This window comes from Cupriavidus sp. GW823-FHT07A04, assembly GCF_058794615.1.
The window spans coordinates 116,469-130,192 of the sequence record NZ_JBXAHA010000025.1; the positions used below are offsets into that span (position 1 = coordinate 116,469).

General features: G+C 68.7%; 15 protein-coding genes. 9 read left to right on the plus strand and 6 right to left on the minus strand.

Features of this window, described 5'->3' with window-relative positions; all coding sequences use genetic code 11:
- The first annotated feature begins 287 nt into the window (after positions 1-287).
- The 6 genes from pxpB to pcp all read left to right on the plus strand — a co-directional run bounded on the left by pxpB (position 288) and on the right by pcp (position 5,364).
- Complete coding sequence (gene pxpB / locus AC1Q7Q_RS34430; protein WP_492376545.1) at positions 288-938, plus strand: 5-oxoprolinase subunit PxpB; 651 nt, start codon at positions 288-290, stop codon at positions 936-938.
- Positions 935-1,957, plus strand: a complete 1,023-nt coding sequence (locus AC1Q7Q_RS34435) for a 5-oxoprolinase subunit C family protein (RefSeq protein WP_492376544.1) — start codon at positions 935-937, stop codon at positions 1,955-1,957. Before pxpB ends, AC1Q7Q_RS34435 begins: the two co-directional genes overlap by 4 nt.
- 104 nt (positions 1,958-2,061) lie before the next feature.
- The gene (gene pxpA, locus AC1Q7Q_RS34440; RefSeq protein ID WP_492376543.1) at positions 2,062-2,802 is read left to right on the plus strand and encodes a 5-oxoprolinase subunit PxpA; all 741 of its coding nucleotides are present in this window, start codon (positions 2,062-2,064) and stop codon (positions 2,800-2,802) included.
- A gap of 125 nt (positions 2,803-2,927) precedes the next feature.
- Positions 2,928-3,665: a DUF969 domain-containing protein gene (locus tag AC1Q7Q_RS34445; RefSeq protein WP_150992661.1), complete on the plus strand. Its 738-nt coding sequence runs from the start codon at positions 2,928-2,930 to the stop codon at positions 3,663-3,665.
- Between the two features lie 3 nt (positions 3,666-3,668).
- Positions 3,669-4,619, plus strand: coding sequence for a DUF979 domain-containing protein (locus AC1Q7Q_RS34450; RefSeq protein WP_492376542.1), 951 nt, complete (start codon positions 3,669-3,671; stop codon positions 4,617-4,619).
- A gap of 70 nt (positions 4,620-4,689) precedes the next feature.
- The gene (gene pcp / locus AC1Q7Q_RS34455) at positions 4,690-5,364 is read left to right on the plus strand and encodes a pyroglutamyl-peptidase I (protein WP_492376541.1); all 675 of its coding nucleotides are present in this window, start codon (positions 4,690-4,692) and stop codon (positions 5,362-5,364) included.
- An 8-nt stretch (positions 5,365-5,372) separates the two neighbouring features.
- Here pcp and AC1Q7Q_RS34460 read toward each other — a convergent pair whose 3' ends face one another.
- The 5 genes from AC1Q7Q_RS34460 to AC1Q7Q_RS34480 form a co-directional block, all read right to left on the minus strand.
- Positions 5,373-6,647, minus strand: coding sequence for a VanZ family protein (locus AC1Q7Q_RS34460; RefSeq protein WP_492376540.1), 1,275 nt, complete (start codon positions 6,645-6,647; stop codon positions 5,373-5,375).
- A gap of 11 nt (positions 6,648-6,658) precedes the next feature.
- Positions 6,659-7,297, minus strand: coding sequence for an ABC-type transport auxiliary lipoprotein family protein (locus AC1Q7Q_RS34465; protein ID WP_492376548.1), 639 nt, complete (start codon positions 7,295-7,297; stop codon positions 6,659-6,661).
- 111 nt (positions 7,298-7,408) lie between these two features.
- Entirely contained in the window at positions 7,409-8,350 is a 942-nt protein-coding gene (locus AC1Q7Q_RS34470; RefSeq protein WP_492376539.1) for an MlaD family protein, read from the minus strand.
- Positions 8,347-9,240, minus strand: coding sequence for an ABC transporter ATP-binding protein (locus tag AC1Q7Q_RS34475; RefSeq protein WP_492376538.1), 894 nt, complete (start codon positions 9,238-9,240; stop codon positions 8,347-8,349). The genes AC1Q7Q_RS34470 and AC1Q7Q_RS34475 overlap by 4 nt, the downstream gene beginning before the upstream one ends.
- Complete coding sequence (locus tag AC1Q7Q_RS34480) at positions 9,237-10,358, minus strand: MlaE family ABC transporter permease (RefSeq protein ID WP_492376547.1); 1,122 nt, start codon at positions 10,356-10,358, stop codon at positions 9,237-9,239. The genes AC1Q7Q_RS34475 and AC1Q7Q_RS34480 overlap by 4 nt, the downstream gene beginning before the upstream one ends.
- Positions 10,359-10,499: 141 nt before the next feature.
- Between AC1Q7Q_RS34480 and AC1Q7Q_RS34485 the strand changes: the two genes are divergently transcribed.
- From AC1Q7Q_RS34485 to AC1Q7Q_RS34495, 3 genes are all read left to right on the plus strand, one after another.
- Complete coding sequence (locus AC1Q7Q_RS34485) at positions 10,500-11,390, plus strand: biotin--[acetyl-CoA-carboxylase] ligase (protein WP_492376537.1); 891 nt, start codon at positions 10,500-10,502, stop codon at positions 11,388-11,390.
- Positions 11,387-12,229, plus strand: coding sequence for a type III pantothenate kinase (locus AC1Q7Q_RS34490; RefSeq protein ID WP_492376536.1), 843 nt, complete (start codon positions 11,387-11,389; stop codon positions 12,227-12,229). Before AC1Q7Q_RS34485 ends, AC1Q7Q_RS34490 begins: the two co-directional genes overlap by 4 nt.
- Positions 12,230-12,296: 67 nt before the next feature.
- Positions 12,297-13,025: an SPOR domain-containing protein gene (locus tag AC1Q7Q_RS34495; RefSeq protein ID WP_492376535.1), complete on the plus strand. Its 729-nt coding sequence runs from the start codon at positions 12,297-12,299 to the stop codon at positions 13,023-13,025.
- Between the two features lie 27 nt (positions 13,026-13,052).
- On the opposite strand, the gene rfaE2 is transcribed toward AC1Q7Q_RS34495, so the two are convergent.
- Entirely contained in the window at positions 13,053-13,547 is a 495-nt protein-coding gene (rfaE2, locus tag AC1Q7Q_RS34500; RefSeq protein WP_150992681.1) for a D-glycero-beta-D-manno-heptose 1-phosphate adenylyltransferase, read from the minus strand.
- Positions 13,548-13,724: the final 177 nt, after the last annotated feature.

The following is a 13,724-nucleotide window of genomic DNA, read 5'->3' on the forward strand; positions in this document are numbered from 1 at the left end:
ATACGACGCAAGCGCCGCACCGGGCGCTCCTGCACCGGATCCAATCGCCGCGTCCGGCACCCGCACCGAGGCGGTGCGCCAACGCTATCCCGCATGAAGACGTAGCACCTCGTGCCTAGGGTCAACACCTAGCCACAGCATCTTCTTGTTTGGTTATTATGAATTTATCGATAAATCATCGATGAAATAGCGATCTCACTCTCGGACCCGTCGCAGCCGGCACCGCGCCTGACTAGTACAGCGCGCCCGCCTACACTGCAAGACAGGTCCCCCCGCTGGTGCCGCCCATGACCCGATGTTCCGTTCACCGCCTGGCCGAGCAAGCACTGCTGTGCAGCGTGTCCCCGCCGGCCTCGCTCGATGTACAGCGACGTATCTGGGCCATGGCCCAGCGCGCGGCCGAGTGGCGCGGCGTGGTCGATGCGGTGCCGGGCATGAACAATCTCACCGTGGTGTTCGACCGCGAAGCCGATCCCGAAGCGCTGGAACGCAACCTGAAGCTCGCCTGGGCTTCCGGTGAAGCGCGTGCCGCCACCGGCAAGCTGGTCGAGATCCCGGTGCGCTACGGCGGCGAGCATGGCCCCGACCTGGCTGAAGTCGCGGCGCATACGGGCCTTACGGTGCAGGAAGTGGTACGCCGCCACAGCGCGGGCGAGTACGTCGTCTACTTCCTCGGCTTCCAGCCCGGCTTTGCCTATATGGGCGGCCTGGACCCGGCGCTGGCCACGCCGCGCCGGCGCGAGCCGCGTTTGTCCGTGCCCGCGGGCACGGTCGGCATCGGCGGCGAGCAGACCGGCATCTACCCGGCAGCCGCCCCCGGCGGCTGGCAATTGATCGGGCAAACCACCAGCCAACTCTTCCTGGCAGACCGCGATCCGCCTTCCCTGTTCGCGCCCGGGGATACCGTGCGCTTTGTCGTCGAGGCGCTGCTGCCATGATCGAAATCACCCGACCCGGCGCGCTGGCCTCGGTCCAGGACCTTGGCCGTCCCGGCTTTCGCCGCTTTGGCGTGGGCACCGCAGGCGCGCTCGATGCCGTCGCGCTCACCATCGGCAACCGCCTGCTGGGCAATCCGGCGGGCGACGCCGCCATCGAATTCACGCTGGGCCGCGCCGCCGTGCGTTTCCATGCCGACATGCGCGTGGCGCTGACCGGCGCCGAATGCCGGGCCAACCTGGACGGTGTGCCGGTCTGGTCGTGGCATGCCTTCGACGTGCGCCGCGGCGAAACGCTGACGCTGTCGGCGGCGCAGGGCGGCACCCGTACCTATCTGTGCGTGGCGGGCGGCATCGCTGTCGCGCCGGTGATGGGCTCGCGCAGCACCGACCTCAAGGCCGGCTTTGGCGGCCTGGGTGGCCGCGCCCTGCATGAAGGCGACCGCCTGGATGCGGGCCGGCCCGGCGTAGCCGAGGACAGCGACTGGCTGGGCGTGCAGGCGCCATCCTGGGCGCTGCCGGTGAAGAAGCTCGGCGACGCGATGCCGATCCGCATGTTGACCGGCATCGAGTACGAGGATTTCGACGCCGCCGCGCGCGAAGCGCTGTGGCAGTCCGACTGGATCGTCACCCCCAACAGCAACCGCATGGGCCTGCGCCTGCAAGGCCCGGCCCTGGCGCGCCAGCCCGAGCGCGCGGCCGAGCTGCTCTCGCATGGCGTGCTGCCGGGCGTGGTCCAGGTGCCGCCGGCTGGCCAGCCCATCGTGCTGATGGCCGACGCGCAGACCACCGGCGGTTATCCCAAGATCGGCGTGGTGATCGGCGCCGACCTGTGGCGGCTGGCGCAGGTGCCGCTGGGTGCGCCGGTGCGCTTCGTGCGCGTCACGCTGGATGAGGCCGCCGCGGCGCAGGCCGAGCTGGACCGGTACCTGCAGCAACTGGACCAGGCGCTGCAGTGGCAGGGTGACGGCATGGCGATCGCCTCGCGGCGGCGCACGCGTACCCGCGCTGCCGTGGCCTGAGCCGCCAAACGCGCAACGACGGAACCTCAGAACGACCGAACGACAGAAACGACAGCAACCCCAAAACCTCAACACAAGCCGCAAGACCGGTGAGGAGCAACGCAATGCATATCGACCTGAACGCCGACCTCGGCGAAGGCTGCGGCAACGACCGCGAATTGCTGGGGCTGATCAGCTCGGCCAACGTGGCCTGCGGCTGGCACGCCGGTGACGCCGCCACCATGCTGCAGACCGTGAAGTGGGCCCTGGAGCAGGGCGTCGCCATCGGCGCGCATCCGAGCTATCCCGACCGCGAGAACTTCGGCCGCACCGAGATGCAGCTCGATCCCGAGGTGGTGTACGCGAACACGCTCTACCAGATCGGCGCCCTGGCCGCGCTGGTGCGCGCCCAAGGCGGCCAACTGGCCCACGTGAAGGCGCACGGCGCGCTCTACAACCAGGCAGCCAAGGATCCCAAGCTGGCCGACGCCATCGTGCGCGCGGTGCGCGACTTCGACTCCGACCTGGTCTTCTTCGGCCTGGCCGGCAGCGTCATGGTGAAGGTGGCGCGCGAAGCCGGCCTGAAGGTCAAGGAAGAAGTCTTCGCCGACCGCGGCTACAACCCCGACGGCTCGCTGGTCAAGCGCGGCACGCCCGGCGCGCTGCATGAGGACGAGAACGTGGCACTGGGCCAGACGCTGGACATGGTGCGCGAGCAGCGCGTGCGCGCCATCGACGGCACCTATGTATCGATTCGCGCCGAAACCGTGTGTCTGCACGGCGACGGCGCACACGCGCTTGCCTTTGCGCGCCGCATCCGCGAGCGGCTCGGCGCCGAAGGCATCGCAATCCGCGCCGGAGTCTGAGGGGCACGCCACACCTAACGGACGCGCCCCCAGGCTTCCGGTTTTCACTGTGCCCCGCGCGGGTGTCGAGCAGCATGACGCGACGCGAGGGCACTCGCCTCCATCACACTCTATTGGTGTCTCTCATGGAACAGGCAGTCAACCTCTGGCCCCTAGTCGGGGTCGGTATCATCATCCTTGGCTTCGTGCTGCGCTTCAACCCCATGATGGTGGTGGCGCTTGCCGCCATCGCTACCGGGCTGGCGGCAACCATGCCGGTCATGCAGATCTTCACGGCGATCGGCACCGCCTTCGTCAAGACGCGCAACCTGCCGCTCATCATCCTGCTGCCGCTGGCGGTGATCGGCCTGCTCGAGCGCCACGGGCTGCGCGAGCACGCGCAGGCGTGGATCTCGCGCATCGCGTCGGCCACCGTGGGACGCCTGCTGATCGTCTACCTCGGCGTGCGCGAGCTTACCGCCGCGGTGGGCCTGACCAGCCTCGGCGGCCATCCGCAGATGGTGCGCCCGCTGCTGGCCCCGATGGCCGAAGGCGCGGCCGAGACCCGCTTCGGCAAGCTGCCCGAGCCGATCCGCCAGCGCGTGCTGGCCTTCTGCGCGGCCACCGATAACGTCGGCCTGTTCTTTGGCGAAGACATCTTTGTGGCCTTCGGCGCCATCGCGCTGATGCACACCTTCTTGCTGTCGTCCAACATCGACGTGGAACCGCTGCATATCGCCGTGTGGGGCATCCCCACCGCGATCTGCGCCTTCCTGATCCACGCCGTGCGCCTCAAGCGCCTGGACATGTGGCTGGAGCGCGAAGTGGGCGGCAAGTCCGCTGCAACGGCTGGCGCTGCCTCGGCGGCCAAGAGCGGGGAGTAAGCCATGATCATTTCCATCGACTATCTCTACTGGCTCGCCGGCCTGGTGCTGGCCATCACGGCGTTGATGACTTTCGCCGACCGCGACCATCCGCGCCGGCTCAGCACGGGTTTGTTCTGGGCGCTGTATGCGCTGGTCTTCCTGATCGGCGACAAGCTGCCGCCGGCCATCGTCGGCATCGGCGCCGTGGTGATGGCGCTGATCGCGGGCTTTGGTGGCGTGGGCCACGGCAAGCACGGCACGCTGCCGGAGGCCGAGCGCCGCGCCTCGGCCAAGCGCCTGGGCAACAAGCTGTTCATCCCGGCACTGCTGATTCCCCTGGTGACCGTGATCGGCACGCTGCTGTTCAAGGACGTGAAGGTCGCCGGCCTGGCGCTGCTCGATCCCAAGAACGTCACCTTCGTCTCGCTTGGCATTGGTTGCCTGGTGGCGCTGGGCGTGGCGTGCTGGCTCACCCGCGACACGGTGGTGCAGGGCGTGCGCGAATCGCGCCGGCTGACCGAGTCGCTAGGCTGGGCGCTGGTGCTGCCGCAGATGCTGGCCATGCTGGGCCTGGTGTTCGCCGATGCCGGCGTGGGCAAGGCGGTGGCGCACCTGACCACGGCCTATATCAACATGGACTACAAGCTCGTGGCCGTGGTGGTGTATTGCGTGGGCATGGCGCTCTTTACCGTGATCATGGGCAATGGCTTTGCCGCCTTCCCGGTGATGACCGGCGGCATCGGCGTGCCCATCCTGGTGAACATGTTCCACGGCAACCCGGCGGTGATGGCGGCCATCGGCATGTTCTCCGGCTACTGCGGCACGCTGATGACGCCGATGGCGGCCAACTTCAACATCGTGCCGGCCGCGCTGCTGGAGCTTGATGACAAGAACGCCGTGATCCGGGCGCAGGTGCCAACCGCGCTGATGGTCCTGGTGGCCAATATCGTGCTGCTGTATTTCCTGATGTAAGAACGCGGCCCCGCCGCGAATGATTGGCCAGGGGCCCGGGCAACCGGGCTTCTTGCCGGGAGTCCCTGCCATGCGTACCGTGCTGCTGACCGGCTTCGAGCCGTTCGAGAGCGAGCCCATCAATCCTTCCTGGGAAGCGGTGCGCGCGCTTGACGGCGTGCGCATCGGCAACGGGCCCGATGACCTGGACGCCGCGATCGTTGTCGCGCGCCAGTTGCCCTGCGTGTTCGGCGCCGCCAACGATGCGCTGGCCGACCTGCTCGACGCGATCAATCCCGTGCTGGTGATCGCGGTGGGGCAGGCGGGCGGGCGCCCTGAGATGTCGGTGGAGCGCGTGGCGATCAATGTCGACGATGCGCGCATCGCCGACAACGCGGGCGCGCAACCCGTCGACACGCGTATCGCCGAAGAAGGCCCGGCGGCGTATTTCTCCAGCCTGCCGATCAAGGCCATCGTGCGCGACATGCGCGCCGCAGGCGTGCCCGCATCGGTGTCGCAGACCGCGGGCACCTTCGTCTGCAACCACGTGTTCTACGGCTTGATGCACCTGCTTGCCACGCAAGGCGTGCCTGCCGGGATCCGTGGCGGCTTCATCCATATTCCCTATTTGCCTGAGCAGGCGGCGCGCCATCCGGGGCAGCCCAGCCTGTCGCTGGCGTTGATGATCGAAGGCATCCGCTGCGCGGTGACCACGGCGCTTGCCACCACCAGCGATATCCGCGAGCAGGGCGGCCAGACGCACTGAGGCGCCGCTCAGGCGCCCGGAGGCGTGGCATCCTCCCGATTGTTGCCATCGCCGCTGCCATCACTTGCGCGCGCCGCCAGCCGCTTCGCCTTGCGGCGCGCACGCCGCAGGCTGCGGCGATCCAGCTGGAATTGCTCGAAGCGCCAGATCAGGTAGCACAGCGCCACGAACGGCCACATCCACCCCAGCCATTGCGACAGGCTGTTGAAGTGGATGAAACGGCCTAGCCGCCAGCCCTGCTCCGAGATCCAGGAGTATGGATTGGCGGGCAGCAGGTTGGACAGCATCACCAGCAGCATCAGCGTGGCGAGCGCCAGCGCGCCGCGCAGCCAGCGCGGCAGCCGCAGCAGCAAAACCAGTACCAGCGAGCCCGTCAACAGGGCAAAGCGGCCGCCTTCGGACAGCCAGTTGAAGGCGTTGTCGTCCGGGAACTGCATCTCGGCCACCACCGCCTTGAGCAGCAGCGCGCTGGCCAGCAAGGCCGCCAGGATGCGCAGCATCGGCGCCTGCCTGCGCATGGCGATCGAGGCAAACAGCCCGGTGCCCACCCAGCCGCATCCGGTAACGAGTGACTCCAGCAATTGCTGCCCTTGCACGTCGTCCGGCCGCAGCAGGCTGATGTTCTCGATCAGGTCGGGCAGCCCCGGGAATACGCCTTGCAGCCACTGCACGGGCCAGGAATCGGGGTCGGTCAGCCACTCGCGCACGATCGCGCCCATGCCGAACAGGTGATCCTGCGGGAAGATCTGCGCGAACGGCCACAGCAGGATCAGGATGATGGCAAAGCTGGCGTGCGGCTCGAACCACGCCATGCGCAGCTGGCGCAGCGAGCCGCGATCGATCAGCGCGGCCGAGAAGGGCGCCACCGCGGCACCGCCCAGCAGTGCGCCCAGCGCGTTGGTCATCAGGTCGATATTGGACGAGACGCGGTTGGGCAGCCAGGTCTGCAGCGCTTCCATGGTGCCCGACAGCAGCGTGCCCGCCACCAGCGCCAGCAGCACGGCGCGCACGCCGGAGATGCGCGGGTGCAGGGATAGCACCACCAGCGCGCCAAGCGGGCAGTAGCCCAGCACGTTGGTGATGAGATCGAACCCGGTCAGGTAGCGGGGCTTGGGCGCGGTGATGAAGGCCAGCGCAGAGATGCCGTTGTCGGTCCAGCCCGTGAACGGGTACAGGCTGCCATAGACCACCAGCAGGGCGAAGCACAACAGCCCCACCCGCGCCAGCGGCGAGTGGCGCGGCGGCGGTGGCGGGGGAACGAGCGGCGCGGGAGCCGATGCCATGCGCGGCCCGCTTACTGCAGCGGCAGCGTTGCCACCCAGTCCAGGATCGCCGCAATGGCGGCATCGCTGCCGGTGGCCAGCGCCTTGACGCCGCCGGCGCCATCGGCCGTGGCGGCGGGCTGCGCCACCACGAAGGTCTTCTGCCCGATCAGCCCGCTGCGAAATACCGTGGCGCGCACGCGGATCACGCCGCGGCTGGCGCTGGCGCTGTCGAACACCTGCTCGAACTCCAGCATGTCGATCTTGAGCGCCGGCGCGGTCGTGTCGCCGAACCACGTCAGTGCGCCGCGCGAGGCCACGGCTTCGCGCAGGCGGTCGTCAAACAGGCGCACCGGCGACATCACCCAGCGCTGCGTGGCATAGGGCTGCAGGCGCTCCGCCTGGGCGTAGTGCAGCCGGTAGTACAGCGAGTTGCCGTCCAGCCAGGTAGGGCCATCGGTCTGCGCCACGCGCATCTTGGGCAGGTGCGCGGCGTCAGGTGCGGCTCCTGCCGGCGGGCCCAGATCGTAGGTGATGGTGGGCGCGGAAGGCGTCAGGGCACAACCGCCCAGCAGCAGGCAGGCCAGCGCGACGCCGGCGGCCAGCCGGCGCGGCAGGGCGAAGGTGCCGGGTGTGTCGCGTCCGTCCGGCCGGGTTTGGGCATTGCGCATCATGATGTGCCTTGGTTTGCTCGAAGGATTCGCAGCGCCAGCCTGGCGGGCCAGGCGTGGTGTGCGTGCGGCGAGTGCGTAGGTGCGCGGCATGAGAGCATGCGGTCCGCGTCAGGGGGCCTGGAAGCCGGGCTCGCCCGGGCCCGGCACGGTGGGAGGGCCGCCAAACAGCACGCTGCGCGGGCTGTCGTTGAACTGGCTGGCGGCGCGGTCGATGCTGCGCATGGTCTGGCGCGCATCGCGCGCGAGCCCGTTGATCTGCGGCAGCGTGTCTTGCGAGACGCCGCCAGCGGCCGACTGCACGGAATCGGCGGCGCCCTGCAGGTCGCGCCCGACGCGGTCGACGGTGCGCATCACGGTACCGTCGGGGCTGGCCAGTTCCTGGGTGAGCCGCCGCGTGGAGGCCAGCGTGGCGTTGAGGTTTTCGGTCACCTGCGGCAACTGGCGCACGGCTGGCGCGATCGAGCTGGCCAGTTGCGAGTAGTCGTCGGCGGTCTTGTGCACCGAGCGGATCGCCTCCATCAGGTCGCGCCGGTTGTCGGCCTGGAACATGTCGTTGAGCGAACCCATGATCGTTTCCAGTTGCGTGAGCAAGCTGTCGCCGCGCTTTTCCAGCTCCTCGAAGAAGCCGGCCCGCATGATGATGCGCGCCACCGACTTGGAGGAGGTGGCCAGGTGCGGCGACGGCGTGCCGCCTTCCTGCGCGGTGGTGTCGTCGAGCTGCACGTAGCCGATCCCGGTCACGCCCTGGAAGCCGAGCGTGGCATAGGTGGTGTGGGTGATCGGGGTGTCCTGGTTGACGCTGATGCGCACGATGATCTGGCCCGGCACGGTCGGATCGAAGCGGATCGACACCACCTTGCCCACGTCCAGCCCGCGGTACTTGACGTCGGCCTGCGGCCCCAGCCCGTTGACGGTGGAGCGGGTGATCAGGTCATACGGCACGCGCACCGCGTGGTCGCTGCTGAACCAGAAGATCGCGAACAGCACCAGGATGGCGAGTCCAATCGTGAACACGCCGGCCAGGAAGGCGTGTGACTTGTTTTCCATCATGCTTCTCCAGATTGCGGGCCTGCGGGTGTTGCCGCATGCGTTGCCGCGCGTGCCGCGTCCGGCAAGGCCGGGAGCGCCTGCATGGCGCGCTGCCCGCGCTCGCCCAGGAAATACTCGTGGATGAACGGGTGGTCAATATGCACCAGTTCCCGGATCGGCAGCGCGGCGAGTACCTTGTGGTCCGCCAGCACCGCGACGCGGTCAGACAGCGCCACCAGGGTGTCGAGGTCATGGGTCACCATCACCACGGTCAGGCCCAGCTCGCGGCGCAGTTCGCGGATCAGTGCCACGTAGTCGTCCGAGGCCATCGGGTCCAGCCCGGCGGTGGGCTCGTCCAGGAACACCAGTTCCGGCTCCAGGGCCAGGGCACGCGCGAGCGCCACGCGCTTGATCATGCCGCCGGACAGGTCGGACGGCATCTTGTCCGCATCCCGGGCCGACAGCCCCACCAGTTGCAGCTTGAGCAGCGACGCCGCGCAGATGAGATCGTCGGGCAGGGTGCGAAGTTCACGCAGCGGCAGCGCGATGTTGTCGATCACCGACAGCGCGGAGAACAGCGCGCCGCGCTGGAACTGCAGGCCCCAGCGGTTGCGCAGGGCTTGCAGCCGGGCCGCGTCGAGCTTGGTCAGGTCCTCGCCGAACACACGGATGGTGCCGGAGGTGGGCCGCTCCAGCCCCACGATCTGGCGCAGCAGCACGGTCTTGCCGCTGCCCGAGCCGCCGACGATGGACAGCACTTCGCCCCGATGCACATCGAGGTTGAGGTGGTCGTGCACAACCGCCTCGCCAAAGCGCTTGACCAGGTCGCGTACCTCGATCACGGTGGTGCGCGGGGCGTGCTGCACGGTGCCCGAAGGCGGCGTTGCGGTGGCGGTCGTGGCGGTAGTCATAAGCCGATGTCCTTGAACAGGATGGCGAAGATGGCATCGGCCACGATCACAACGGTGATCGAGGTCACTACCGAGGCGGTGGTGCCTTCGCCCAGGCTGCGCGTGTTGGGCTCGATGCGCAAGCCGAAATGGCAGGCGGTGAGCGCGATCAGGATGCCGAACACCACGCCTTTGCCCAGGCCCATCCACAGGTTGGCCACCGGCACCGCATCGGGCAGCGCGCGCAGGAAGAAGGCCGCGCTGATATCCAGCTGGAAGTGCGCGGCCAGCATGCCGCCGGTAAGCGCTAGCACGTCGGTCCACGCCACCAGCAGCGGCATGGCGATGGCCAGCGCGATCACGCGCGGCATGATCAGCCGGAAGCCGTGCGAGATACCCATCACGCGCATCGCATCGAGCTCCTCGGTGACCCGCATCACGCCGATCTGCGCGGTGATGGCCGAGCCCGAGCGCCCGGCAATCAGGATGGCCGCCAGCACCGGGCCCAGCTCGCGGATCACCGCCATGCCGAGGATGTTGACGATAAAGATGCTCGCGCCAAAGGTGCGCAGCTGGTTGGCCGACAGGTACGACAACACGATGCCGATCAAAAAGCCGACCAGCGCCGTGATGCCGAGCGCCTTGTAGCCGACGTTGTAGATATTGGCCGAGATCTCGCGCCAGGGGCCGCGCTGCGGCGCGCGCGCCAGGCGCAGCAGGTCGAAGGCCAGCTGGCCCAGCATGGTCACGCCATTGCCGAGCTGCGAGAACATCGACAGGATCGAGGCGCCGAACAGGGTCACCGGATTGAACCGGTCCACCATATGTTTCTTCCAGTTCTCGCGGCGCAGCCCGGCGATGCGGGTAAAGACGCGGCGCTGGGCCTCGTTGGCTTCCAGCTTCTCGGGCAGCTTGCCGCCCCAGGCCTGCCACATCAGCTGTGCGCCGATGTGATCGAGCCGGGCGAGGCTTGCCAGCGACCAGTGCGCGTCCGCGGCGATCGAGTGCAGCTCGTTGCGCAGCGCGCGGGCGCGGTGGCAATCGGAGAGCGCAAGCGCTGTCCAGTCGCCGCGCAGTTGCACGGTTTGCGCTCCGTCCGCGCGCGTCACTTCTATGGCTGGCGTGGTAGGGCTTTCCAAAGCAGGGGGAGAAGTGATGGGCAAGTCCCGATTCTATGCCACCCGCAGCGTCAGCGGGCGTGCGCAGCGCCTCGGCCGTGGATTCGCACGGCTACAATGCGTAGCTGCTTGTGCCCATTGTGCTGTCCATCGCCGAAACGCATGTCCGCTGACAAATCCTTGCCCACGCCAGACCCGACCCCTGCGGCCGCCGCTCCCGCGCAAGCCTGGCGCATCGACCCCGACCGCCTGCGCGCCGCGCTCACCGGCCCCGCGCGCGGCTGGACCCTCGGCGTGGTCGACGAGACCGGCTCCACCAACGCCGACCTGACGCTGGCCTGCCGCAGCGCGCCGTGGACCGAGTCCGCCACGCTGCGCCTGGCCTATCGGCAGACCGCCGGGCGGGGCCGCCAGGGGCGTCCCTGGCAAGGCCAGGCGGGGCTGACGTTTTCGGTGGCGCTGCCCTTGCCGCTGGCGCCCTCGCAGTTGAGCGGGCTGAGCCTGGCGGTGGGGCTGGCGCTGGCCGAGGCGCTGGGCGACTGCGACGCGCGCCTCGGCGGCGCCGTTGGCCTGAAATGGCCTAACGACCTGCAGATCGACGGCCGCAAGCTGGCCGGCATCCTGATCGAGTCGGTGCCGGCGGGGCCACAGCGGGTCTGGGCCGTGGTCGGCATTGGCCTGAACCTGGTGCGCGATGCGCAGATGGAAGCCGCGCTCGGGCGCAGCCTGGCTGGTGTGACCGAATTCCTGCCGGGCTGCGATCCCACCGTGCTGCTGGCTGCGGTGCTGAACCGGCTCGCGGTGATGCGCGAGGATTTCCTGGCGCAGGGCTTTGCGCCGATGGCGCCCCGCTGGTCCGCGCGCGACGCCTATCGCGACCAGCCGGTGCGCCTGCTGCACGACGGCCGCGTGCAGGCCGAAGGCCTGGCGCGCGGCGTTGACGGCGACGGCCACTTGCTGCTGGAAACGCCCTCGGGCCTGGAGCGCATTGCCAGCGGCGAAGTGTCGCTGCGTTTGGCGGACAAAGCGGCGGACAGAGGGGCAGGCGCATGAGCGGCACCAGCGCCGGTATGCCGCGAGTTCCGCAACTGCTGATCGATATCGGCAACACCCGCCTGAAATGGGCCTGGTGCGACGAGGCCTGGTCCGGCGCCGTGCTGCACGAGACGCCATTGCCCACGCCCTGGCCGCACGGCGGCGCGGTGGCCCACGGCGAACTGGCCACGCTGGTGGCGCAATGGGCGTCGCTGCGCGCGCCCGGCGCGCAGCCGCTGGTGTGGGTCAGCAACGTGGCCGGCCCGGCCATCGCGGCCAGCCTGCAAGCCACGCTCGACACCGTGTTCGGCCCCGGCATCGGTGTGAACTGGGTACGCTCGGGCCCGCGCTTCGGCGGCCTCGTCAACGGCTACCGCGAGCCCACGCAGCTCGGCGTCGACCGCTGGATCGGCAGCATCGGCGCGCGCTGCTACCGCCCCGAGGGCGCTTTGCTGATCGTCACCGCCGGCACCGCCACCACGCTCGACGTGGTGAGCGCGCAGGACCGTTTCGAAGGCGGCCTGATCCTGCCTGGCCTGGACCTGATGCTGGGCGCGCTGGCGCGCAACACAGCGCAATTGCCGTCCCTGGACGTGAGCGATGCCGGGCTGGCTACGCCCTGGGCCGACAACACCCGCGACGCGATCGCCGCCGGCTGCCTGGCGGCCCAGGCCGGTGCCGTGGAGCGCACCTGGCGCGCGCTGTGCGAGCGCGGGCCGGTGCGCTGCTTGCTCTCCGGCGGCGCTCGCCATGTGCTGGCAAACGCGCTCTCCATGCCGTTCGAGATGCACGATAATCTCGTGTTGCTCGGCCTGCATGTGATGGCCTCGCAAAGCCCGGTCGGCACAGCGGGCTGAACCGCATCACACAGCATCACACCGCATCGCCTCTTCACCCCGTCGCGCCACCCCTGCATCGCCCCCAATGCTCCAACGAAGCCTTTTCATCCTGCTGGTCCTGGTCAATGCGCTGCTGCTGGCTGCCGTGCTGGGCGCGTTCGGCCCACAGCCGCTGGCCGGCTGGCTGGAAAGCGCGCGAGAGCCCGAACGCGCTGCCCAGCAGGCGCGCGCCGAACGCTTCCGACAGATGCCACAGGCAAGCGGCAAGCGGGCGGCATCCGAGCCCGCCACTGCGGCAGCCGCAACCACAACCACAACCACAACCGCAGCCACTCCCCAAGCCGCCGCGCCAGCCATGGCTTGCGTCGAGATCGGTGGTTTCAACGGGGAGCTGGTGCGCAAGGTGGCCGATGAGCTGGCCGGCGCGCCGCCCGGCGCCTGGCGCGTGGAACAGTTCGAGCGGCAGGAGCAGGCGCGCTGGTGGGTCCACCTGCCGCCGCAGGCCTCGCGCGAGAACCTGCAGCGCAAGCTCGGCGAGTTGCGCCGGCGCAATATCACCGATGTATCGGTGGTCAGCGCCGGCTCGCCGGAAACCTATACGGTGTCACTGGGCTTGTTCCAGGAGCGCGAGCATGCCGAGCATTTCCTCGACAACCTGCGCGAGCACGGCGTGCGCACCGCGGTGCTGACCGATACGCCGCATCCGCTGACGCGCCAGTGGCTGCGCGTGCGCAACGCCGACGCGGCACTGCGCACGCGGCTCGACGAGATGCGCCAGCGCTATGGCGCGCAGGACTTGCTGACCTGCACCTGAGCCGCGCGTCAGCGCTTGCTGCTTCGCTCAGCTGCCCTGGCGTACCTTGGACAGCAGCTTGGTGGTGGAGCGGTCGTGCAGGAACGCGATGGCATGCGCCTGGCCGCCCCAGCTGCGCACCAGGCGGGTTTCTTCCAGCGTATCGATGTCGTAGTCGCCGCCCTTGACATAGATGTCCGGGCGCACCAGCCGGATCAGCTCGACCGGCGTTTTCTCGCGGAACATCACGACCAGATCTACCGAGGCCAGCGCCGCGATCAGCGCCATGCGATCCGATTCGTGGTTCAGGGGACGGTCGTCACCCTTGCCGAGCATGCGCACTGACGCGTCGCTGTTGACGCCGACTACCAGGCTGGCGCCCAGGGCCTTGGCTTGCGCCAGGTAGGTGGCGTGGCCGCGGTGGAGGATGTCGAAGACGCCGTTAGTGAAGACTAGCGGGCGGGGGAGGGTGGCTAGTTTTTCTGCTAGCGCGGTTGGGTTGTCGGGGGGGACTAGTTTGGATTCGAAGGTTGGGGGGGGCATGATGTGGGTGTTGGGGTAGCCGGTGGGTTCTGCGATTGTCTTCGGGTGAGGGCGCAACTTCAATGTCAACTGCTTAACTGCAACGGCTTAACGTCAAAGACAAAGGCTGAAAGTCAAAGGCAGTTTCACCTCCCCTGCGGGGAGGCGACCTACTTTCTTGTCTCGCCAAGAAAGTAG

What these genes read in the sequence shown, in the direction of transcription:
- pxpB (WP_492376545.1), top strand. Translation starts at nt 288, where the DNA reads ATGACCCGATGTTCCGTTCACCGCCTGGCCGAGCAAGCACTGCTGTGC.
- AC1Q7Q_RS34435 (WP_492376544.1), top strand. Translation starts at nt 935, where the DNA reads ATGATCGAAATCACCCGACCCGGCGCGCTGGCCTCGGTCCAGGACCTT.
- pxpA (WP_492376543.1), top strand. Translation starts at nt 2,062, where the DNA reads ATGCATATCGACCTGAACGCCGACCTCGGCGAAGGCTGCGGCAACGAC.
- AC1Q7Q_RS34445 (WP_150992661.1), top strand. Translation starts at nt 2,928, where the DNA reads ATGGAACAGGCAGTCAACCTCTGGCCCCTAGTCGGGGTCGGTATCATC.
- AC1Q7Q_RS34450 (WP_492376542.1), top strand. Translation starts at nt 3,669, where the DNA reads ATGATCATTTCCATCGACTATCTCTACTGGCTCGCCGGCCTGGTGCTG.
- pcp (WP_492376541.1), top strand. Translation starts at nt 4,690, where the DNA reads ATGCGTACCGTGCTGCTGACCGGCTTCGAGCCGTTCGAGAGCGAGCCC.
- AC1Q7Q_RS34460 (WP_492376540.1), bottom strand. Translation starts at nt 6,647, where the DNA reads ATGGCATCGGCTCCCGCGCCGCTCGTTCCCCCGCCACCGCCGCCGCGC.
- AC1Q7Q_RS34465 (WP_492376548.1), bottom strand. Translation starts at nt 7,297, where the DNA reads ATGCGCAATGCCCAAACCCGGCCGGACGGACGCGACACACCCGGCACC.
- AC1Q7Q_RS34470 (WP_492376539.1), bottom strand. Translation starts at nt 8,350, where the DNA reads ATGATGGAAAACAAGTCACACGCCTTCCTGGCCGGCGTGTTCACGATT.
- AC1Q7Q_RS34475 (WP_492376538.1), bottom strand. Translation starts at nt 9,240, where the DNA reads ATGACTACCGCCACGACCGCCACCGCAACGCCGCCTTCGGGCACCGTG.
- AC1Q7Q_RS34485 (WP_492376537.1), top strand. Translation starts at nt 10,500, where the DNA reads ATGTCCGCTGACAAATCCTTGCCCACGCCAGACCCGACCCCTGCGGCC.
- AC1Q7Q_RS34490 (WP_492376536.1), top strand. Translation starts at nt 11,387, where the DNA reads ATGAGCGGCACCAGCGCCGGTATGCCGCGAGTTCCGCAACTGCTGATC.
- AC1Q7Q_RS34495 (WP_492376535.1), top strand. Translation starts at nt 12,297, where the DNA reads ATGCTCCAACGAAGCCTTTTCATCCTGCTGGTCCTGGTCAATGCGCTG.
- rfaE2 (WP_150992681.1), bottom strand. Translation starts at nt 13,547, where the DNA reads ATGCCCCCCCCAACCTTCGAATCCAAACTAGTCCCCCCCGACAACCCA.